The 19,125-nt window shown below is 53.1% G+C and carries 17 protein-coding genes; 12 read left to right on the forward strand and 5 right to left on the reverse strand.

The window, feature by feature from the left end; translation table 11 throughout:
• The first annotated feature begins 3 nt into the window (after nucleotides 1–3).
• The 3 genes from ACP3TC_RS05630 (at nucleotide 4) to maeB (ending at nucleotide 4,502) form a co-directional block, all read left to right on the forward strand.
• Nucleotides 4–861: a phosphogluconate dehydrogenase C-terminal domain-containing protein gene (locus ACP3TC_RS05630; RefSeq protein ID WP_313853097.1), complete on the forward strand. Its 858-nt coding sequence runs from the start codon at nucleotides 4–6 to the stop codon at nucleotides 859–861.
• 182 nt (nucleotides 862–1,043) lie between these two features.
• Complete coding sequence (locus ACP3TC_RS05635) at nucleotides 1,044–2,006, forward strand: sugar-binding transcriptional regulator (protein WP_313853095.1); 963 nt, start codon at nucleotides 1,044–1,046, stop codon at nucleotides 2,004–2,006.
• Nucleotides 2,007–2,222: 216 nt separating this feature from the next.
• Nucleotides 2,223–4,502, forward strand: coding sequence for an NADP-dependent oxaloacetate-decarboxylating malate dehydrogenase (gene maeB, locus ACP3TC_RS05640; RefSeq protein ID WP_426817729.1), 2,280 nt, complete (start codon nucleotides 2,223–2,225; stop codon nucleotides 4,500–4,502).
• A 41-nt stretch (nucleotides 4,503–4,543) separates the two neighbouring features.
• On the opposite strand, the gene hemF is transcribed toward maeB, so the two are convergent.
• Together hemF and amiA are read right to left on the reverse strand one after the other, a co-directional pair.
• Entirely contained in the window at nucleotides 4,544–5,458 is a 915-nt protein-coding gene (gene hemF / locus ACP3TC_RS05645) for an oxygen-dependent coproporphyrinogen oxidase (RefSeq protein ID WP_426817730.1), read from the reverse strand.
• Nucleotides 5,459–5,494: 36 nt separating this feature from the next.
• The gene (gene amiA, locus ACP3TC_RS05650) at nucleotides 5,495–6,364 is read right to left on the reverse strand and encodes an N-acetylmuramoyl-L-alanine amidase AmiA (RefSeq protein ID WP_426817731.1); all 870 of its coding nucleotides are present in this window, start codon (nucleotides 6,362–6,364) and stop codon (nucleotides 5,495–5,497) included.
• Between the two features lie 207 nt (nucleotides 6,365–6,571).
• Between amiA and ACP3TC_RS05655 the strand changes: the two genes are divergently transcribed.
• The 4 genes from ACP3TC_RS05655 (at nucleotide 6,572) to ACP3TC_RS05670 (ending at nucleotide 9,195) form a co-directional block, all read left to right on the forward strand.
• Nucleotides 6,572–6,997 carry a GNAT family acetyltransferase gene (locus ACP3TC_RS05655; RefSeq protein ID WP_313853090.1) on the forward strand — a complete coding sequence of 142 codons (426 nt, stop codon included), beginning with the start codon at nucleotides 6,572–6,574 and terminating at the stop codon, nucleotides 6,995–6,997.
• Nucleotides 6,998–7,056: 59 nt separating this feature from the next.
• Nucleotides 7,057–7,506, forward strand: a complete 450-nt coding sequence (locus ACP3TC_RS05660; protein ID WP_426817732.1) for a DUF2919 domain-containing protein — start codon at nucleotides 7,057–7,059, stop codon at nucleotides 7,504–7,506.
• A gap of 66 nt (nucleotides 7,507–7,572) precedes the next feature.
• Nucleotides 7,573–8,187 carry an RpoE-regulated lipoprotein gene (locus tag ACP3TC_RS05665; protein ID WP_426817733.1) on the forward strand — a complete coding sequence of 205 codons (615 nt, stop codon included), beginning with the start codon at nucleotides 7,573–7,575 and terminating at the stop codon, nucleotides 8,185–8,187.
• A gap of 111 nt (nucleotides 8,188–8,298) precedes the next feature.
• On the forward strand, nucleotides 8,299–9,195 hold the full coding sequence (locus tag ACP3TC_RS05670; RefSeq protein WP_426817734.1) for a Dyp-type peroxidase: 897 nt from the start codon (nucleotides 8,299–8,301) through the stop codon (nucleotides 9,193–9,195).
• A 98-nt stretch (nucleotides 9,196–9,293) separates the two neighbouring features.
• Here ACP3TC_RS05670 and ACP3TC_RS05675 read toward each other — a convergent pair whose 3' ends face one another.
• Nucleotides 9,294–10,754: a PhoPQ-activated pathogenicity-related family protein gene (locus tag ACP3TC_RS05675; protein WP_426817735.1), complete on the reverse strand. Its 1,461-nt coding sequence runs from the start codon at nucleotides 10,752–10,754 to the stop codon at nucleotides 9,294–9,296.
• A 375-nt stretch (nucleotides 10,755–11,129) separates the two neighbouring features.
• On the opposite strand from ACP3TC_RS05675, the gene ACP3TC_RS05680 reads away from it, so the two are divergent.
• The 5 genes from ACP3TC_RS05680 (at nucleotide 11,130) to cysM (ending at nucleotide 15,901) form a co-directional block, all read left to right on the forward strand.
• Nucleotides 11,130–12,146 carry a sulfate ABC transporter substrate-binding protein gene (locus ACP3TC_RS05680; RefSeq protein ID WP_313853084.1) on the forward strand — a complete coding sequence of 339 codons (1,017 nt, stop codon included), beginning with the start codon at nucleotides 11,130–11,132 and terminating at the stop codon, nucleotides 12,144–12,146.
• Complete coding sequence (gene cysT, locus ACP3TC_RS05685; protein WP_313853083.1) at nucleotides 12,146–12,979, forward strand: sulfate/thiosulfate ABC transporter permease CysT; 834 nt, start codon at nucleotides 12,146–12,148, stop codon at nucleotides 12,977–12,979. The genes ACP3TC_RS05680 and cysT overlap by 1 nt, the downstream gene beginning before the upstream one ends.
• Entirely contained in the window at nucleotides 12,979–13,854 is an 876-nt protein-coding gene (cysW, locus tag ACP3TC_RS05690; RefSeq protein ID WP_426817736.1) for a sulfate/thiosulfate ABC transporter permease CysW, read from the forward strand. The genes cysT and cysW overlap by 1 nt, the downstream gene beginning before the upstream one ends.
• Nucleotides 13,844–14,932, forward strand: a complete 1,089-nt coding sequence (gene cysA, locus ACP3TC_RS05695; RefSeq protein WP_313853080.1) for a sulfate/thiosulfate ABC transporter ATP-binding protein CysA — start codon at nucleotides 13,844–13,846, stop codon at nucleotides 14,930–14,932. The genes cysW and cysA overlap by 11 nt, the downstream gene beginning before the upstream one ends.
• Nucleotides 14,933–15,016: 84 nt before the next feature.
• Nucleotides 15,017–15,901 (forward strand): cysteine synthase CysM, encoded by an 885-nt coding sequence (cysM, locus tag ACP3TC_RS05700; protein WP_426817737.1) that lies wholly within the window; start codon nucleotides 15,017–15,019, stop codon nucleotides 15,899–15,901.
• Between the two features lie 66 nt (nucleotides 15,902–15,967).
• On the opposite strand, the gene ACP3TC_RS05705 is transcribed toward cysM, so the two are convergent.
• On the reverse strand, nucleotides 15,968–17,908 hold the full coding sequence (locus tag ACP3TC_RS05705; protein ID WP_426817738.1) for a MacB family efflux pump subunit: 1,941 nt from the start codon (nucleotides 17,906–17,908) through the stop codon (nucleotides 15,968–15,970).
• 3 nt (nucleotides 17,909–17,911) lie between these two features.
• Nucleotides 17,912–19,102 carry an efflux RND transporter periplasmic adaptor subunit gene (locus tag ACP3TC_RS05710; protein ID WP_426817739.1) on the reverse strand — a complete coding sequence of 397 codons (1,191 nt, stop codon included), beginning with the start codon at nucleotides 19,100–19,102 and terminating at the stop codon, nucleotides 17,912–17,914.
• Nucleotides 19,103–19,125: the final 23 nt, after the last annotated feature.

The raw sequence follows: 19,125 nt of genomic DNA on the forward strand, positions 1-19,125 counted from the left end.
CTGATGAGCACACAATTAACCACCATTACCGTGATTGGCGCAGGCGGTAAAATGGGCATGCGTATTTCGGCCAACCTGCAAAATAGCGACTATCAGGTGTTTTACTGTGAGAGCGCTCCGCAGGCTCAGGCTCAGGTAACGGCACAAGGACGCGAGCTGTCCAGCGCGGAATCGGTGATACCGCACAGTGATGTGGTGATCCTCGCGGTGCCGGATATTGTGCTGGGCAACGTGTCTGAATCCGTGGTGCCGCAGATGAAAGCCGGCGCCACGCTGTTAACTCTCGATCCCGCCGCCGCCTATGCCAATCTGATTGCGCAGCGGGAAGGCATACACTATGCGGTGGCGCATCCGTGTCATCCGTCGGTATTCCTTCAGCGTTATACCAAAGAAGAGCATGCCGACGCCTTTGGCGGCGTGGCGGCAATTCAGCATGTGGCGGCTTCATTTGAGAGCGGCAGCGACCAGCAGAAAGAGCAGTTGAGCAAAGTGATCAGCGTGATGTACGGCCCGGTAGAACATGTGCACTGGGTAACGGTTAAACAGCTGGCTTATCTGGAACCGACGCTGGTGGAAACCGTCGCCTGTATGGTCGGTGCTTTTATGAAGGAAGCGCTGGATGAAACCGTCAAGCATTCAGGCGTACCGGAAGAGGCGGCCAAAGCCATGTTGTACGGCCATATTCAGATCGCGCTGGCGGTGGCGTTCCGCGCCACTAATCCTTTCTCCGATGCCTGCATGATCGCCATGGAATATGGGCGGGAGAAAATTGTTAAGCCAGACTGGAAACAGATCTTTGATGAGAAAGAGCTGGATATTGTGATTGCCCGCATGCTGAAGATTGACGCCATCCGTCGTTAATCCTCCCACGACGTGCCAGCGCTGATGGTGGCTGGCACGCTATCATTTCGGGTGCCCCCGCGTGATGACTGCAAAAAGAAATTCGCCTGCCGGATCGCATAAAATGATATAAATTAACGCCCCGGCGTGGCAAATCAGCCCGCGCCAGCCGACGAAAGCGATAAGAAGAGGCGACTGTCCGGATGGAAAAAAATACGCTATCTCAGGATACCGAGCTACTGACAGAAATTGCGGTGGCTTACTATCAGGATGAAATTACTCAGGAGGAGATTGCGCGTAAATTCGGTATTTCGCGGATTAAAGTGGGGCGCTTATTAAAGCGTGCCAAAGAGGAAGGCATTGTTGAAATTAACGTGCGCTATCATCCGGTTTTCAGTACCCGCCTTGAACAGCAGTTGTTGCAGCGTTTCCCACTGCAACGCGCGTTGATTGCTCTCGACCATCATGATGACGAAGAACAGCGACGGCAGGTGGCTGCGCTGGTGGCGATGTATCTGTCGCAAAGTTTAAAAGATGACTCAGTGGTGGCGGTCGGTCAGGGCCGTAATATCGCGGCGGTCGCCGATCATCCCGGCAGCGTGCCGACGCGTAATTGCCATTTTATCAGCGGTATTGGCGGCACTCATCGACCCGGTGATGCGATCAATGCCGACCATATCAGTCGCCGCCTGGCCAAAAAATTTGGCGGTATCAGTGAAACCCTGTACGCCCCGGCCTATGTGGAAAATCGTGCGCTTAAAGACGCTTTTATGCAGAACGGTACGATTAAAGAAACGCTGGATCGCGCACGCAAAGCCGATATTGCCCTGGTGGGAATTGGCGATATGAACGAGAACAGCTATATGGTTAAGCTGGGCTGGTTCAGCCCGCATGAAATTATCGACGCCAGCCTCAATCAGGGAGTGACAGGTGATGTGGCGGGCTATGATTTTTTTAATGCCCAGGGGCAACACGTTGATACCGTAATGAACGATCGGGTGATTGGGCTGAGCATCGAAGAGTTGCGCAAGATCCCGTGTGTGATCGCGATTGCGGCAGAAAATACCAAGGCGATGGCGATTCTTGGCGCGTTGCGCACTGGCGCAATTGATATTATTGCTACCTCGGCGCAGAACGTTCGCACCTTGCTGAATATGACCAAATAATTACCAGTCGATTGGCGCTCTGCATGCCATTATCACGGGAGTCGAAAATGGCTCCCGCACCGTTTTTCAGGCTATAGATAATCCTTACTTTGGAAATTATTTCCACATCCTCGTCTCGTTGCGGCAAAGTTTGAAGCGGCTCAAGTTTTTTCCACTTTCGCCGCTTTTATACTGTTCGGTTCCAGCCTTTCATAATAAAAGCCAAGGAATCAGACGATGGATGAACAACTGAAACAGAGCGCGCTCGATTTTCACCAATTCCCCACCCCGGGTAAAATTCAGGTTTCTCCGACCAAGCCGCTGGCAACCCAGCGCGATCTGGCGCTGGCCTATTCGCCGGGCGTCGCCGCGCCTTGTCTGGAGATCGCCCGCGATCCGTTAGCCGCGCATAAATACACCGCACGCGGCAATCTGGTGGCGGTGATATCGAATGGCACCGCGGTGCTGGGATTGGGCAATATCGGTGCGCTGGCAGGTAAACCGGTAATGGAAGGCAAAGGGGTACTGTTTAAGAAATTCGCCGGCATCGACGTGTTTGATATTGAGATCGATGAACTGGACCCGGACAAACTGATTAACGTGATTGCCGCACTGGAACCGACCTTCGGCGGCATCAATCTGGAAGATATCAAAGCGCCGGAGTGTTTTTATATTGAAAAAGCGCTGCGCGAACGGATGAAAATCCCGGTATTTCATGACGACCAGCACGGCACCGCGATTATCTGTACCGCTGCGGTGCTGAATGGACTGCGGGTGGTGAAGAAAAATATCTCCGACGTGCGGCTGGTGGTGTCCGGCGCTGGCGCATCCGCGATTGCCTGTATGAACCTGCTGGTGGCGCTGGGAATGCAGAAGCACAATATTGTGGTGTGCGACTCGAAAGGGGTCATTTATCAGGGTCGTGAAGAGAATATGGCCGAAACCAAAGCGGCGTATGCGGTAGTGGATGACGGCAGACGTACGCTGGATGAAGTGATTACCGATGCCGATATTTTCCTCGGCTGTTCCGGCCCGAAAGTGATGACGCCGGATATGGTACGACGAATGGCGAAAGATCCGCTGATTCTGGCGCTGGCCAACCCGGAGCCGGAAATTTTGCCGACGCTGGCGAAAGAGGTGCGCCCGGATGCGATTATTTGCACCGGCCGATCGGACTTTCCGAATCAGGTTAATAATGTACTGTGTTTTCCCTTTATCTTTCGCGGCGCGCTGGATGTCGGTGCCACGGCGATTAATGAAGAGATGAAGCTGGCGGCAGTACATGCAATTGCCGAGCTGGCGTTGGCGGAACAGAGCGAGGTGGTGGCTTCAGCCTATGGCGATCAGGAGCTGTCGTTTGGGCCGGAGTATCTGATTCCGAAACCTTTTGATCCGCGTTTGATCGTGCAGATCGCCCCTGCCGTGGCAAAAGCGGCGATGGATTCGGGTGTTGCCACCCGACCCATCGAGAATTTTGATGCCTACCGCGAAAAACTGGCGGAGTTTGTTTATACCACCAACCTGTTTATGAAGCCGATCTTCGCTCAGGCACGCAAAGATCCGCAGCGGGTGGTGCTGGCTGAAGGGGAAGAAGCGCGGGTGCTGCATGCGACCCAGGAGTTGGTGACTCTCGGGCTGGCGAAACCGATTCTGATTGGTCGCCCCAGCGTGATTGAGATGCGGCTGAAAAAGCTCGGTCTGAAAATTGAGGCCGGTAAAGATTTCGAAGTGGTGAATAACGAATCCGATCCGCGCTTTAAGGCCTACTGGAACGAGTACTACCAGATCATGAAGCGTCGCGGCGTTTCACCCGAAGAGGCACAGCGCGCGGTAATTGGTAATCCAACGTTAATTGGCGCGATTATGGTTCATCGGGGGGAAGCTGACGCGCTGATTTGCGGCACCATTGGTGATTACAAATCGCATTATGACATTGTAGAAAAACTGTTTGGTTTTCGTCCGGATATGAAAATGGCCGGCGCGATGAATGCGCTGTTGCTGCCGAGTGGCAATACCTTTATTGCCGATACCTATGTTAACGAAGATCCGACGCCGCAGGAGCTGGCGGAACTGACGATTATGGCGGCGGAAACCGTGCGCCGTTTTGGTATCGAACCTAAAGTGGCGCTGCTGTCACACTCCAGTTTTGGCACTTCAGATGCACCGGCGGCGCGTAAAATGCGTGAAACTCTGGCGCTGGTGAATGCCCGTGCGCCGGAACTGGAGATCGACGGTGAGATGCATGGTGATGCCGCGCTGGTCGAGAGTATTCGTCACGATCTGATGCCGGACAGCCCGTTAAAAGGCGCAGCGAATATTCTGATAATGCCCAATATGGAAGCTGCGCGAATCAGCTATAACCTGTTGCGCGTTTCCTGCTCGGAAGGAGTAACGGTGGGGCCGGTATTAATGGGGATCGCCAAGCCGGTGCATGTACTGACGCCGATTGCTTCCGTACGCCGGATAGTCAATATGGTGGCACTGGCGGTGGTGGAAGCGCAAACGCAGCCGCTGTAAAACCTGTCGTCCTCCCCCTTAAAATGGGGGAGGACGCGTTGTTATTTTGCCAGCCAGTCTCTGACCGGCAGGAAGTCGCTGTACAGCGCCGCTTCCGGCGAACCGGCTTGCGGCTGGTAATCATACTCCCAGCGTACCAGTGGTGGCATCGACATCAGAATCGATTCGGTGCGACCGCCGGTTTGCAGGCCAAACAGCGTGCCGCGATCCCACACCAGATTAAATTCAACGTAACGCCCACGACGATACAGCTGGAACTGACGCTCGCGTTCGCCCCACGGCAGCGCTTTGCGGCGCTCAACAATCGGCAGGTAGCCATCCAGAAAACCGTTACCCACCGCCTGCATAAAGTCGAAGCAGCGGTCAAAATCCGGCGTATTCAGGTCATCAAAGAATAAACCGCCAATGCCGCGCTGTTCATCACGATGTTTGATATAAAAATAATCATCACACCACTGTTTGTAGCGGTCGTATACCTCGTCGCCAAACGGCTGACAGAGATCGAATGCGGTTTGATGCCAGTGCTGTGCATCTTCAGTAAAGCCGTAGTAGGGGGTTAAATCAAAGCCGCCGCCAAACCACCATACCGGCTCCGAGCCGGGCTTTTCGGCAATAAAGAAGCGCACATTGGCATGGCTGGTCGGGATATAGGGGTTTTCCGGATGGATAACCAGCGATACGCCCATCGCTTCAAAACTGCGTCCGGCCAGCTCAGGACGATGCGCGGTGGCGGAAGCAGGCATTGCATCGCCATGCACGTGAGAAAAATTGACGCCAGCCTGTTCAAATAGCCCGCCATTGCGCAAAACGCGGCTGCGCCCGCCACCGCCACCGGCACGCTGCCAGCTGTCCTCTTCGAACGGTGCAACGCCGTCGGCCAGCGCCAGTTGCTGACAAATATTATCCTGCAGCGAGAGCAGAAACTGTTTTACGCGAGCAATATCAGGAGTGTTCATAAGCCTGCCATCTGCAAAAATTTAAGCTGATTATACCTAACCTGGACGACGATTGTGACGATCAAACTCATCGAAGAAGCTGACAATGCCCTCTGCGATAGCGCCAGCAATCTTTTGACGAAAGGCCGTAGTGCCCAGTAGCCGCTCTTCAGCCGGATTAGTAATAAAGGAGGTTTCGACCAGCACCGAAGGAATGGACGGTGATTTCAGCACCGCAAACGCCGCCTGTTCGGTATGCTGACTGTGCAAATGGTGCACCGGACGGATCTGATTCAGCACGTGTTTGCCGAGGATCAGACTGTTTTTGATTGTGTCGGTCTGCACCAGATCGAACAAGACCTGTTGCAGATAGCGATCTTTCTCAGTGGCTTTGACGCCGCCAACCTCGTCAGCAGCGTTCTCTTTGTCTGAAAGATAGCGCGCCATCGCGCTGCTGGCACCGCGATTCGACAGGGCAAACACCGAGGCGCCATTGGCATCCGGGCTGGTAAAGCCGTCAGCGTGAATCGACATAAACAGGCTGGCACCATGCTGATGGGCAATTTCAACGCGCTGATACAAAGGGATAAAGTGATCGCTCTCGCGGGTCAGGCGTACTTCAATACTCTGGTGACTGCTGAGTTTATGGCGAATGTAATTAGCGATTTCCAGTACAACATGTTTCTCTTCCGATCCCTGATGGCCGATGGCACCGGAGTCAATTCCGCCGTGACCCGGGTCGATCATCACGATCTTTTTATCGCGGGTGGCGGTTGAAGAAGATTTACTGTGGGGCGAAGCGATTTTCAGCGTCACGTTCTCTGTTTTAGCCTGGAGATATTTCGCCGGCAGTAACGCCAGCGCTACGCCGGAAAGTAATAGCTGGCGGCGCGAAGCCAGCGGGGTGAGTTGAGAAATCTTTTTCATATCGGTTCCGGTTGGCGTAAGAATCGTATGTTATATCGTAACGATTACCCGCTGGCGACCGAGTAACTATTTCAGTGTTTTACTTTTTATTTCAGCAAGCTAACCTGCCAAAAACGTTTTTTTTTCCTGATAAGCGGATTCGAGACTTGCACCTGTAAAAGAAAGCGTGATAATCAGCAAATTCTGCTTAACATCTGAGTAAATTTCATGGAAATCCGCGTATTCCGCCAGGAAGATTTTGAAGAAGTGATCACCCTCTGGGAACGTTGTGACCTGTTACGTCCGTGGAACGATCCTGAGATGGATATTGAACGTAAACTGAATCATGATGCCGATCTGTTTCTGGTGGCAGAGGTGGGTGGCGAAGTGGTCGGTACGCTGATGGGCGGTTACGATGGCCATCGCGGGTCGGCTTACTATCTCGGGGTTCATCCTGATTATCGCGGTCGTGGTTTTGCTAATGCGCTGATTAATCGCTTAGAAAAAAAGCTGATCGCGCGCGGCTGCCCGAAGATCAATTTGATGGTGCGTGAAGAGAATGATGCGGTCATCGGCTTTTATGAAAAGCTCGATTACGAAATGCAGGATTCTGTCTGCCTCGGCAAGCGCCTGATTGAAGATCGCGAATATTAAGCTGTCTGCGGGCGAGTGTACTCGCCCATTTTTACCTCATCAACGGTTCCCGCTTAGCGATGTTTTCTCCCGACGATTACGACCATAAAGGTCAGCTGCGGCTGCCATTGACCTTCTGGCTTATTTTGCTGTTACAGGCGCGCACCTGGCTGTTATTTGTCATAGCCGGCGCTTCGCGTCAGCAGGGCAGCGGCTTACTGGAACTGTTTTATCCCGATACGCGCGCGTTCTGGATTGGCATGGTATCAGGCATCCCGGCGGCGCTGGGGCTGCTGCTGACCGGCTACCGTCAGCGGCTGCCACGATTATGGCAGGCGTGGCGCTGGGTGTTATGCGGCACGCTGCTGGCGATGATGCTGATGCAGAGTATTACCATCTGGCAGGGCGATGAGCGAGTGTCGTTGCCGGTGGTGCTGTTTATCTTGTTCGATTTACTGGCGCTGGGCTATTTATTGCTGAGCCAGCGGCTGCGCAACTGCTTTGACCCGCAGCTAAACGCGACGGAATAAAACTTTTTCGCTATTCAGCACTCAAAGCTGACTCACACGCATAACGTGTTGACTACAGGAGTTGCAATGAAATCTGTTCGCCCGGCGCTGATAATCGCCGCATTAATGTTATCCGGCTGCGCCAGTTCTGGTTCCGGTTCGTCATCTGATTCCAGCTGGTGGAATCCGTTCTCCGGCATATCCTGGTCAAGTCTGTCACCGCTCAACTGGTTTGGCTCTTCGCTGGAGGTCAGTGAAAGTGGCGTCGGCGGAATTAACGGCAGTACGCCGATGACCGAGCAGGCGATTGATAAAGGTCTTAAAGGGGATTACACCTTGCGTAAGGGAATGCGCAGCAGCAACGGCGAGGTGGTCTCATTCTGGCAGGCGCTGGACGACGGCAAGGTTAAGCTGGTGATTAACGGTCAAAGTACGGTCAGCAGCGTTGAAGTGATGGATAAGGCGATTGCCAGCGCAGATGGCAGCAAAATCGGCAATAAATTCAGCGATCTTTACAGTAAAGCTTATGGTGCCTGTGAGAAAGTGCCAGCAGCAGAGAGCAGCGCTGTAGAGTGTAAAGCGCCATCCAGCCAGCATATCAGCTACGTCTATAGTGGCGAGTGGCATGGTCCGGAAGATTTAATGCCGTCCGATGACACCCTGAAAAACTGGACGCTGAGCAAAATTATCTGGCGTCGTTAAACAGGTGCATTTCCGTGGCTAACTTGCCATGGCGCAAGATGCCGCCTGAAACATCGGGTATGATACGCGCCACACCCTGTCGGTAAAATCATATTCCAGGAGAGCTTTAGCATGTCTCAGTTTCAGAGCGGCATTTTATTGGAACATCGCCGTTTCGCGATTTATCTTGAAGCCCGAGTGCAAGGTGATATCGCGGCTATTGTCAGTGGTAGCAAACAGTTCCTGCAACAGCTGACCGAGCTGCAACAAACCTTTCCTGATGCGGGTCTCGGTGCGGTTATCGCCTTTGGTAACACTCTTTGGCGCGATCTGAGCGGCGGGCAGGGCGCAGCGCAGTTAAAAGAGTTCCTGCCACTTGGCAAAGGCATCGCCCCTGCTACCCAGCGCGATCTGCTGATTCATATCCAGTCGCTGCGCCATGATGTGAATTTCAGCCTGGCGCAGGCAGCACTGTCATCGTTTGGTGCTGCCATTACTGTCGAGGAAGAAACTCACGGTTTCCGCTGGGTTGAAGATCGCGATCTTTCCGGATTTGTTGATGGTACTGAAAACCCCCAGGGTGAGAAGCGCAAGCAGGTGGCGATTATTGCTGACGGTGAAGACGCTGGCGGCAGCTATGTCTTCACTCAGCGCTGGCAGCATAATCTGAAGCAGTGGCAACGGTTGGATGTCAGCAAGCAAGAGCAGGTTATGGGGCGTACTAAGGTAAGTAACGAGGAGCTGGACAGCGAGACGCGCCCAGAAACATCGCATGTGAGCCGGGTCGATTTAAAAGAGCATGGTCAGGGGCTGAAAATCTTACGTCAGAGCTTGCCTTACGGCACCGCCAGCGGCACTAACGGACTGTTCTTTATCGCCTACTGCGCCACCTTACATAATATTGAGCAGCAGCTGTTGAGTATGTTTGGTGAAACCGATGGTAAGTACGATGCGATGCTGCGTTTTACCAAACCGGTTACCGGCAGCTACTTCTTTGCACCCTCGGTTGAGAGGTTGATGGCGTTATAAAAAAAAGGCGGATTTTCGCTGCCCGTGCCTGAAATAAGCACTGTTATGCCATCACCTGGGGAGCCAAAAACGGCTCCCCGGGGTTATTCAGTGTTCAGTCATGTGCCCAGCCCGCGTCCGGGCAACGTTTTGCAGTTGTCTCCTGTCTCCGCAGGCGCGGTATCAGGATATTTGCCGTCGGGTGTGATCCAGACCTGCGAAGTAGCCACAAAGCCATCATTGAACGTCGCTTCTATAAAACTGGCCTGCCATCCCAGCGGTGGCGTATCCAGTGTAATGGCTATCTGTTTACTTACCGGAATAGCCGCCGCGTGATATCGAATGCCGCAGGCGTAGCGAAAATCGCGCGCCTGTTTATTAACTGCGGTCCAGCGCTGAATTTTTTTTGGTTTTTCGGAAAAAGAGAGCGAAAGTTTTTGCTGGTGCCGTACGATGTTAATCTCTGGCAAATGTTTACCCTGTTGCAGGCGATTGATAAAGGGTATCAACGAAGATTCGGTATAATTTTTAATATCATAGTGACTACTGTTGGCAACCACGCGCAGTGATTTTTCACCGGCCAATTGCTCATAATAAAAACGCGTATTGTCCGGGACATAAAAATCATCACCGCTGGCGTTAATAATATATTTCGGCACGGTAAGCCGATTCTGATAAATCGTATTTTTATAGTGTAGCGGATCAATGATTGTCAGCAGCTGAGTGAAGCGGCTGCTGGCAATTTGCGTATCAATATTCTGCATGTAATAAGGATAAAAAGCGGCTGGCCAGTTATTACCGTACGAGCGATACATATGGGTTAATGCCGGGCGAATACCCGGCAAGTCAAAAACGAAAGGGGCGATGGCATCTACGCGCGGGTCGGAAATCAGCGTCAGCCAGGATGTCCAGCCGCGCTTGGACAAGCCGCTTACCACAAACCGGTCAATCTTCCAGTCGGCTAACTCTCGCTCAGCGAGCGACATTGCCTGAGAAACAGCAGCGGCCATTGGAATGTGTAACGGGACTTTTGCATTTTTAACTGGATCCTGCAGAAACAGTGACCAGCTGTATGCCACAGCGTCATCCTCCTTACGGAGAGTGTTGTCCCCCGCCAGACTAAGATACTGATTGGGGATATTACTGACCGAAACCACAATGGTTCGCGTCATCCGGGCTATTGATGCCAGTGACTGCTGGCCCATATCGGAAGGCATTCCCGGCGGTTTACCCTCAATATTACGATTTATACCATTATTGATAACAACCACTGCGCGTTGCGTGAGCGGATTCTCCGGAATATAGATATCAACTTTATGTTGCCAGTTTGATAGCGCTGACTTTTTTTCAGGCCAGTTTTGCGAAATGAGTTCGTAATGGCGCAGTTCAACTTTGGGTAATTTCTGTTTATTTATTAAGTTATACTTCAAAGGTAGTGACAGCAATTTTTGTTTATAGCAGGATAATATATGTGAATAATCCTTATCTTCATTCAGACAGGGATTGTCAGAACTTCCGGCCCAGCTATTGCCGCTGATAATTAACAGCGCAACAACAGGTATATGTTTTGCACGTAGCATAGCTATTCTCCTTGTGCAATGAGTGTCGCAGCGAGATCTCTCGCTGGAATTAGTTCGCCTGATAATTTTTATTACCCCGAATGGAGTGGTTAAATTATATACAGCAGTACCGCATCGCGGCAAATGATTTGTATAAAATATTTCATTTTCACGTATATGAAACAAATGGTTCAAATTAATCTTCGGGACGGAGCGAAGACAGCGCCGTGGTTGCCGGCGATTTGCATCTCGCGCATAACCTTTCCAGCGGGCTTATAGCTTTTTCGACTTCCAAATCACCAAACGGTATATAAAACCGTTACAGCTTTTAGTCGGGTTATAAATACACTGGCATGACATGGTGGTATGGGCCAACTCCGAAACTCAGGGTGCGAAATGACTTCTCCGATGGTGAAAAAATTCGTAAGCGGTGCAGCATTCTCTTTGCTGCTGGCGAGCGGTGCGCAGGCGACTGAGCTGCTGAACAGCTCTTATGACGTCTCACGCGAGCTGTTTGTCGCACTGAACGCACCTTTCGAAAAGCAGTGGGCTGAGCAGCATCCCGGTGACAAGCTCACCATCAAACAGTCTCACGCCGGCTCATCCAAGCAGGCGCTGGCAATTTTGCAGGGGCTGAAAGCTGATGTAGTGACCTACAATCAGGTGACTGACGTGCAGATTTTGCACGATCGCGGCAAGCTGATTGCTGCTGACTGGCAGCAGCGCCTGCCGAATAACAGCTCGCCGTTTTACTCAACCATGGGCTTTTTGGTGCGTAAGGGCAATCCAAAAAACATTCATGACTGGAGCGATCTGGTTCGCGACGATGTGAAGCTGATTTTCCCCAATCCAAAAACCTCTGGCAATGCGCGTTACACATACCTGGCGGCATGGGGCGCGGCGGATCAGGCCGATGGCAATGATAAAGCCAAAACCCAGCAGTTTATGACCAAATTCCTTAAGAACGTCGAAGTCTTCGATACCGGTGGCCGCGGCGCGACCACCACTTTTGTCGAGCGTGGACTGGGCGACGTGCTGATCAGTTTTGAATCAGAAGTGAACAACATTCGTAATCAGTACGGAAAAGATGATTACGAAGTAATTATTCCAAAAACCAATATTCTGGCCGAATTTCCGGTGGCATGGGTCGATAAAAATATCGCTGCCAAAAACACCACTGAAGCAGCCAAAAGTTACCTGAACTATCTCTATACGCCACAGGCACAGCAGATCATCACGCAGTTCTACTATCGCGTGAATAATCCTGAGCTGATGGCGCAACAGCAAGCGCGCTTCCCGGCCACGGCTCTGTTCCGGGTGGAAGACGCTTTTGGCAGTTGGGAGCAAGTGATGAAAACCCATTTCGCCAGCGGTGGCGAATTAGATAAGTTGTTAGCGGCGGGGCGCGGTTAATGTTTGCAGCAAGCAGTAAACGGGTGCTGCCCGGTTTTGGTATCAGTCTCGGCAGTAGCCTGTTTTTCACCTGTCTGGTGTTGTTGCTACCGCTGAGCGCGTTGTTAATGCAGCTGTCACAAATGACGCTGGCGCAGTATTGGGAAGTGATCACCAACGAGCAGGTGGTGGCGGCGTATAAAGTTACCCTGATTTCTGCGGGCGTGGCCTCTATTTTTAATGCGCTGTTTGGCATGCTGATGGCGTGGATTTTAACCCGTTATCGCTTTCCGGGGCGCAGCATTCTGGATGGCTTGATGGATTTGCCTTTTGCTCTGCCGACCGCCGTGGCGGGTTTGACCCTCGCCGGACTGTTTTCAGTTAACGGCTGGTACGGCGAATGGCTGGCGCAGTACGACATCAAGGTCTCCTACACCTGGCTCGGCATTGCGGTAGCAATGGCATTTACCAGCATTCCATTTGTGGTGCGTACCGTGCAGCCGGTGCTGGAAGAGTTAGGGCCGGAATATGAAGAAGCCGCGCAGACGCTGGGCGCGACTCCGTGGCAGAGCTTTCGCCGGGTAGTGTTGCCGGAAGTGGCTCCGGCGCTGCTGGCCGGTACTGCGCTGTCGTTTACCCGCAGCCTCGGTGAATTTGGCGCGGTGATCTTTATCGCCGGAAATATTGCGTGGAAAACGGAAGTGACCTCGCTGATGATTTTTGTTCGCCTGCAGGAATTTGATTATCCGGCGGCCAGTGCGATTGCGTCAGTGATTCTGGCAGCCTCGCTGCTGCTGCTGTTTAGCATTAATACCTTGCAGAGCCGCTTTGGCCGTCGTCTGGGAGGTCAATAATGGCTGATGTATCTGAATTTAAGCGGGCGGTGAGTCCACGCTTTAACTGGGGTAAATGGATTCTGATTAGCCTCGGCATGCTGATTTCGCTGTTTTTGCTGGTGGTCCCGCTGATTGCCATTTTCGCTGAAGCCTTTGCCCAGGGGATTGGCGCGGTGTTCAGCAACCTGCAAGACCCGGATATGCTGCATGCCATCTGGCTGACGGTGCTGGTGGCGTTAATTACTGTCCCGGTTAACCTGGTGTTCGGTACGCTACTGGCCTGGCTGGTGACGCGCTTTACATTTCCGGGGCGTCAGCTGCTGTTAACGCTGTTTGACGTGCCGTTTGCGGTTTCTCCGGTGGTTGCCGGTCTGATTTATCTGCTGTTTTACGGCACCAATGGCCCGGTTGGCGGCTGGCTCGATGCGCACCATATTCAGCTGATGTTCTCCTGGCCTGGCATGGTGTTGGTAACGGTATTTGTTACCTGTCCGTTTGTGGTGCGTGAACTGGTGCCGGTAATGCTGAGCCAGGGCAGCCACGAAGATGAAGCTGCGGTGCTGTTAGGGGCATCCGGCTGGCAGATGTTCCGCCGCGTCACGCTGCCCAATATCCGCTGGGCTTTGCTGTACGGCATCGTGCTGACTAACGCCCGCGCGATTGGTGAGTTTGGTGCGGTCTCGGTGGTCTCGGGATCGATACGCGGCGAAACCTATACGCTGCCATTACAAGTTGAATTGCTGCACCAGGATTACAACAGCGTCGGTGCCTTTACCGCCGCTGCGCTGCTGACCCTGATGGCGATAGTGACACTGTTTCTGAAAAGCGCACTGCAATGGCGATTAGAGAACCAGCAGAAGCGTTTGCAACAGGAGGGAAATCATGAGCATTGAGATTAATTACATCAATAAATCGTTTGGTCGCACTAAGGTGCTGAATGATATCTCGCTGGATATTCCTTCTGGCCAAATGGTGGCGCTGCTTGGGCCGTCCGGCTCTGGTAAAACCACGCTGCTGCGCATTATTGCCGGTCTGGAACATCAGAACAGCGGTCAGCTGAGTTTTCACGGTAAAGACGTCAGCCGTTTGCATGCGCGCGATCGTCAGGTTGGCTTTGTTTTCCAGCACTATGCGCTGTTCCGCCATATGACGGTATTCGACAATATTGCTTTTGGCCTGACGGTATTGCCGCGTCGCGAGCGACCTTCGGCCGAAGCAATCAAACAGAAAGTGACCAAACTGCTGGAGATGGTGCAACTGGGCCACCTGGCGAGTCGCTATCCGGCACAGTTATCCGGCGGTCAGAAACAGCGTGTGGCGCTGGCGAGAGCGCTGGCGGTTGAACCGCAGATTCTGCTGCTGGATGAGCCTTTCGGTGCGCTGGATGCTCAGGTACGTAAAGAGCTGCGCCGCTGGCTGCGTCAGCTGCATGAAGAACTGAAATTTACCAGTGTGTTTGTGACTCACGATCAGGAAGAAGCGATGGAAGTCGCCGATCGGGTGGTGGTGATGAGCCAGGGCAATATTGAACAGGTCGGCACGCCGGATGAAGTCTGGCGCGAACCCGCGACCCGCTTTGTGCTGGAATTCCTCGGTGAAGTTAACCGCTTTGACGGTGAAGTTCACGGTTCACAATTCCACGTTGGTGCGCATCACTGGCCGCTGGGTTATGCGCCAGCCCATCAGGGCAAGATTGAGCTGTTTCTGCGTCCGTGGGAAATTGACGTCAGCCGTCAGAGCAGCCTTGAAACGCCATTGCCGGTACAGATTCTGGAAGTCAGCCCGCGTGGCCACTACTGGCAGCTGGTTGCACAACCCGCCGGCTGGCACGACCAGCCGATTACGCTGGTGCTGGAAGGCGACCATGTTGCACCGGTTCGCGGCGAACGCTTGTTTGTCGGATTGCAGCAGGCACGCCTGTATAACGGCGATGTTCCACTGCGCGCGGTTGCCTTAGCCGAAAGCGCCTGATATTTTCTCTGCATATCTCATAACTTGTCAGAGGCGGGATTTTTCCCGCCTTTTTCTTTGTCTATTTGCCGTCAGGAACACACAGTGACCACTCTCGAACAGACCATCGGTAATACGCCGCTGATTAAATTACAACGCCTGACGCCGGACAACGGCAGTGAAATCTGGCTAAAGCTGGAAGGCAATAATCCTGCCGGTTCGGTAAAGGATCGCGCGGCGTTGTGGATGATTCAACAAGCGGAGCAGCGCGCTGAGATTCAGCCCGGCGATGTGTTGATCGAGGCAACCAGTGGTAATACCGGTATTGCGCTGGCAATGATTGCGGCGATGAAAGGCTACCGGCTGAAGTTGCTGATGCCGGATAATATGAGCATCGAACGTCAGGCGGCGATGAAAGCCTATGGTGCAGAATTGATTCTGGTCAGCCGCGAACTGGGTATGGAAGGCGCACGCGATCTGGCGCAGGCGATGGCAACCCGCGGTGAAGGCAAGGTATTGGATCAGTTTAATAATCCGGATAATCCACTGGCGCATTACTGCACCACCGGGCCGGAGATCTGGCAGCAGTCCGGCGGACGTCTGACCCACTTTGTTTCCAGCATGGGCACCACCGGCACCATTACCGGCGTTGGACGTTTTCTGAAAGAGCAGAGTCGCGGCGTTCAAATTGTTGGTTTGCAGCCGGAAGAGGGCAGCGCAATTCCGGGAATTCGTCGCTGGCCGCAAGCTTATCTGCCGGGAATTTATCGTCCGGAGCTGGTGGATCAGGTGCTGGATATCAATCAGCAGGATGCTGAGCAGACGATGCGCCTGCTGGCTCAGCGTGAAGGGGTCTTTTGTGGCGTCAGTTCTGGTGGTGCCGTCGCCGGCGCGCTGCGCATTGCGCAAGCGCAGCCAGGCAGTGTGGTCGTGGCGATTATTTGCGATCGCGGCGATCGTTATTTATCAACTGGCGTTCACAATGCTTAGTTAATGGCAGGATGCGAATTTTATGGGCCGGGCGGCGAATGGCCGCCCGCTGTCCCTCGGATATTCTTACTCGCGCTCCAGCGCATGAATCGGGTCCATTCGTGCTGCGCGTCGCGCCGGAAAGAAGCCAAACAGCACGCCAATCATACTTGAACAGATAAATGCCGCGATGATCGAGAAGGGCGAATAGATCATCGCGAAGTTACTGCTGGTTTGCGCCAGTAAAATACCCGGCACCAACGCCAGTAACACGCCGAGAATGCCGCCCGTCAGGCAAACCAACACCGCTTCAATCAGGAACTGCTGCATAATATCGCTGGCACGTGCGCCTACCGCCATACGCACGCCGATTTCACGCGTCCTTTCGGTGACCGACACCAGCATGATATTCATTACGCCGATACCACCAACCAGCAGTGAAATCAGGGCGATAGCTGCCACCAGCAAGGTCATGGTATTGGTAGTACTTTCGATGGTTTTCCGAATACTGTCGGTATTAAAGATAAAGAAATCTTTGCTGCCGTGCCGCTGAGTCAGCAGTTTGGTAACGCCCTGTTCCGCGACGCTAAGATCGACATTATCTTTAATTCGTACCGTAATGCCGCTGAGAAAGTTTTTACCGATCATTCGTTTCATCGCGGTGGTGTGGGGCACCCAGATATTCAGACTACTGTCGCTGCCAAACGGGCTCTGATGGGTGGCAACGCCGACAATACGCACCGGCATATTGCCGAGCAAAATCACCTGACCAATGGGATTCTGATTGCCGGGAAACAGCTTTTTCAGGGTGTTTTCATCAATGACTGCTTCCTGCGCAACCGCATCAACACTGGCGCGATCAAAAGCCATCCCCTGAGAAATGGTGTAGCCGCGAACGGTAAAAAACTGTTCGCCAACGCCATTTACCGTTACGGTTAACGCCTGATTACGGTACTTCAGCGTGGTGCTGTTAGTAATGGTTGGCGTAACGCTATGCACATACGGCTGTTGCGCCAGCGCGTCGGCGTCACTGGGGCGCAGCGTCTCGATGCGTGCCGAATTCATATCGCCGAAATCGGCGCCGGGAAAGACTTCCAGTGTGCTGGTGCCCATGGCGCTGATGTCGGCCAGGATTTTCTGCTGAGAGCCTTTGCCCAGCGCCACCACCGAGACTACCGACGCGATACCAATAATAATGCCCAGCATGGTCAGGAAGGTGCGCAGCCGCTGTGACATCATCGACACCAGCGCCATTTTAAAGGCTTCACTCAGCCGGTCGCGCAGTGCACGCCACGGATGAGCAGCATAACGCGTCGGCTCGGGAAGACGTGGCGGAGTCTGGCTAATCTGGCTACGGGTATCCGAAATTATTTCGCCGTCATAAATCTCAATAATGCGGTCGGCGTTTTGCGCGATGCGCATATCGTGGGTCACTATCACCACGGTATGCCCCTGCTGATGCAGATCGCGCAAAATAGTCAGTACTTCCTCACCGCTGTGGCTGTCGAGCGCACCGGTCGGCTCATCGGCAAGGATCACCTCACCGCCGTTCATCAGTGCGCGTGCAATACTGACGCGCTGCTGCTGACCACCAGAGAGCTGGCCCGGACTATAGTGCAGGCGTTCACCCAGCCCAAGGCGCGTCAGCAGCGCAGTGGCGCGCTGACGGCGTTCTGTGTGGCTCTTACCGGCATAAATCGCCGGAATTTCGGCATTGCCCAGCGCGCTGAGATCGCCCAGCAGATGGTAGCGCTGAAAGATAAAGCCAAAATGCTCGCGACGCAGTTCGGCCAGCGCATCACTTTCCAGCCGGGTTGTCGATTTCCCGGCAACCTGATAATCACCGCTGCTCGGTTTATCAAGACAGCCCAGCAGATTCATCAGCGTTGATTTGCCGGAGCCGGAAGCACCAACAATCGCCACAAACTCGCCAGCTTCAACCGACAGGTTGATATCTTTCAGAACCCGGACGCGCTGCTCACCGCTGATAAACTCGCGATTAATATGACTAAGCTGTAGAAGCGCCATTGGTTACATCCCCATTGGTGAGCCGTGCGAACTGTCCGGAGCGGCTCCCTGGCTGATGATGACCCGTTCGCCTGCCTTCAGGCCGCTGATAATCTGCGCTTCAACATTGTTATTAATCCCGACTTCTACCTCACGACGGCTGACTTTCTGTTTGTCGTCTACCACCTGCACAGAGGTTTTTCCGTTAAGAGTATCCAGCGCGGTGGAAGGAATAACAATCGCATTGGGTTGATCGCTGACCACAATATGCACTTCTGCCGTCATTGAGATTCGCAACACTTGCCCGGGATTATCGACATCAAACAGACCGTAGTAGTAAATCGCTTCGGTTGTAGACGAGCTGTCCGAACTGGAGCTGGAGGTACTGGTGTCGGTATTGATTGAATCTGGCGCAGGTTCAATCGCTCTTAGCGTGGCGCTGTAGCGCTTGTTCGGCTGGCCGAGAATGGTAAACCACACTTTCATCCCTGGCTTAACGTTAATCACGTCAGCTTCCGATATCTGTGCTTTCACCGTCATGGTATTGAGATTCGCCACCTTGATAATGGTAGGGGCGCTCTGCACGGCGTTAACCGTCTGTCCTTCTTCTACCGGAATCGATACCACGGTGCCATCAATAGGCGAGGAAATTTTGGTGTAACCCAGATTTACCTGCGCATTGTTGGCCTGAATCTGCGACTGAACGATTTGGGCATCCAGCGCCTGGATATCGGCCTGGGTGCTGTTAAGGTTTGCCAGTGCGGCATCGTAGTCAGATTTTGCCGTCAGGTTTTTCGCCAGCATGGCTTTCTGACGTAAGAAGGCTGCCTGATAATTGGCAAGTATTGCCTGTTTCGAAGCGCGCTGCGCCTGGATAATTTCCAGCGCCGCCTGCGCATTTTTCAGCTCATTTTGCTGCGTCATGCTGTCGATTTCAGCAATCAGCTGGCCCTGTTTGATGTTGTCACCCAGCGAGACCTGCAGCGACTTTATCTGACCAGAAGCCTGTGCACCGACGCTGACCTGTTTACTGGCGGTGATTTTCCCATCGGCCAGCACCGTTTGCTGCAAATCGCGTTGCTCAACAAGGGCGGTGATATAATTGGTCTTTTGCTGGCCCTGATGAAGAAAATACCAGCCTGTGATTGCCGCAAACGCCACAACAACTACGATAATGATAATCCAACGACGGCCTGGTGAACGGCGAAATTCCATAGCAAAAAAATCCTTTATCCATA

This window comes from Winslowiella sp. 2C04, from assembly GCF_050037805.1.
Lineage (GTDB): Bacteria > Pseudomonadota > Gammaproteobacteria > Enterobacterales > Enterobacteriaceae > Erwinia > Erwinia toletana_A.

Bases quoted from the DNA above. Each gene is read 5' to 3' on its own strand.
- ACP3TC_RS05630 (WP_313853097.1), top strand. From the start codon at position 4: ATGAGCACACAATTAACCACCATTACCGTGATTGGCGCAGGCGGTAAA.
- ACP3TC_RS05680 (WP_313853084.1), top strand. From the start codon at position 11,130: ATGACTTCTCCGATGGTGAAAAAATTCGTAAGCGGTGCAGCATTCTCT.
- ACP3TC_RS05675 (WP_426817735.1), bottom strand. From the start codon at position 10,754: ATGCTACGTGCAAAACATATACCTGTTGTTGCGCTGTTAATTATCAGC.
- amiA (WP_426817731.1), bottom strand. From the start codon at position 6,364: ATGAAAAAGATTTCTCAACTCACCCCGCTGGCTTCGCGCCGCCAGCTA.
- ACP3TC_RS05660 (WP_426817732.1), top strand. From the start codon at position 7,057: ATGTTTTCTCCCGACGATTACGACCATAAAGGTCAGCTGCGGCTGCCA.
- cysA (WP_313853080.1), top strand. From the start codon at position 13,844: ATGAGCATTGAGATTAATTACATCAATAAATCGTTTGGTCGCACTAAG.
- hemF (WP_426817730.1), bottom strand. From the start codon at position 5,458: ATGAACACTCCTGATATTGCTCGCGTAAAACAGTTTCTGCTCTCGCTG.
- cysT (WP_313853083.1), top strand. From the start codon at position 12,146: ATGTTTGCAGCAAGCAGTAAACGGGTGCTGCCCGGTTTTGGTATCAGT.
- maeB (WP_426817729.1), top strand. From the start codon at position 2,223: ATGGATGAACAACTGAAACAGAGCGCGCTCGATTTTCACCAATTCCCC.
- cysW (WP_426817736.1), top strand. From the start codon at position 12,979: ATGGCTGATGTATCTGAATTTAAGCGGGCGGTGAGTCCACGCTTTAAC.
- ACP3TC_RS05665 (WP_426817733.1), top strand. From the start codon at position 7,573: ATGAAATCTGTTCGCCCGGCGCTGATAATCGCCGCATTAATGTTATCC.
- ACP3TC_RS05655 (WP_313853090.1), top strand. From the start codon at position 6,572: ATGGAAATCCGCGTATTCCGCCAGGAAGATTTTGAAGAAGTGATCACC.
- ACP3TC_RS05635 (WP_313853095.1), top strand. From the start codon at position 1,044: ATGGAAAAAAATACGCTATCTCAGGATACCGAGCTACTGACAGAAATT.
- ACP3TC_RS05670 (WP_426817734.1), top strand. From the start codon at position 8,299: ATGTCTCAGTTTCAGAGCGGCATTTTATTGGAACATCGCCGTTTCGCG.
- ACP3TC_RS05705 (WP_426817738.1), bottom strand. From the start codon at position 17,908: ATGGCGCTTCTACAGCTTAGTCATATTAATCGCGAGTTTATCAGCGGT.
- ACP3TC_RS05710 (WP_426817739.1), bottom strand. From the start codon at position 19,102: ATGGAATTTCGCCGTTCACCAGGCCGTCGTTGGATTATCATTATCGTA.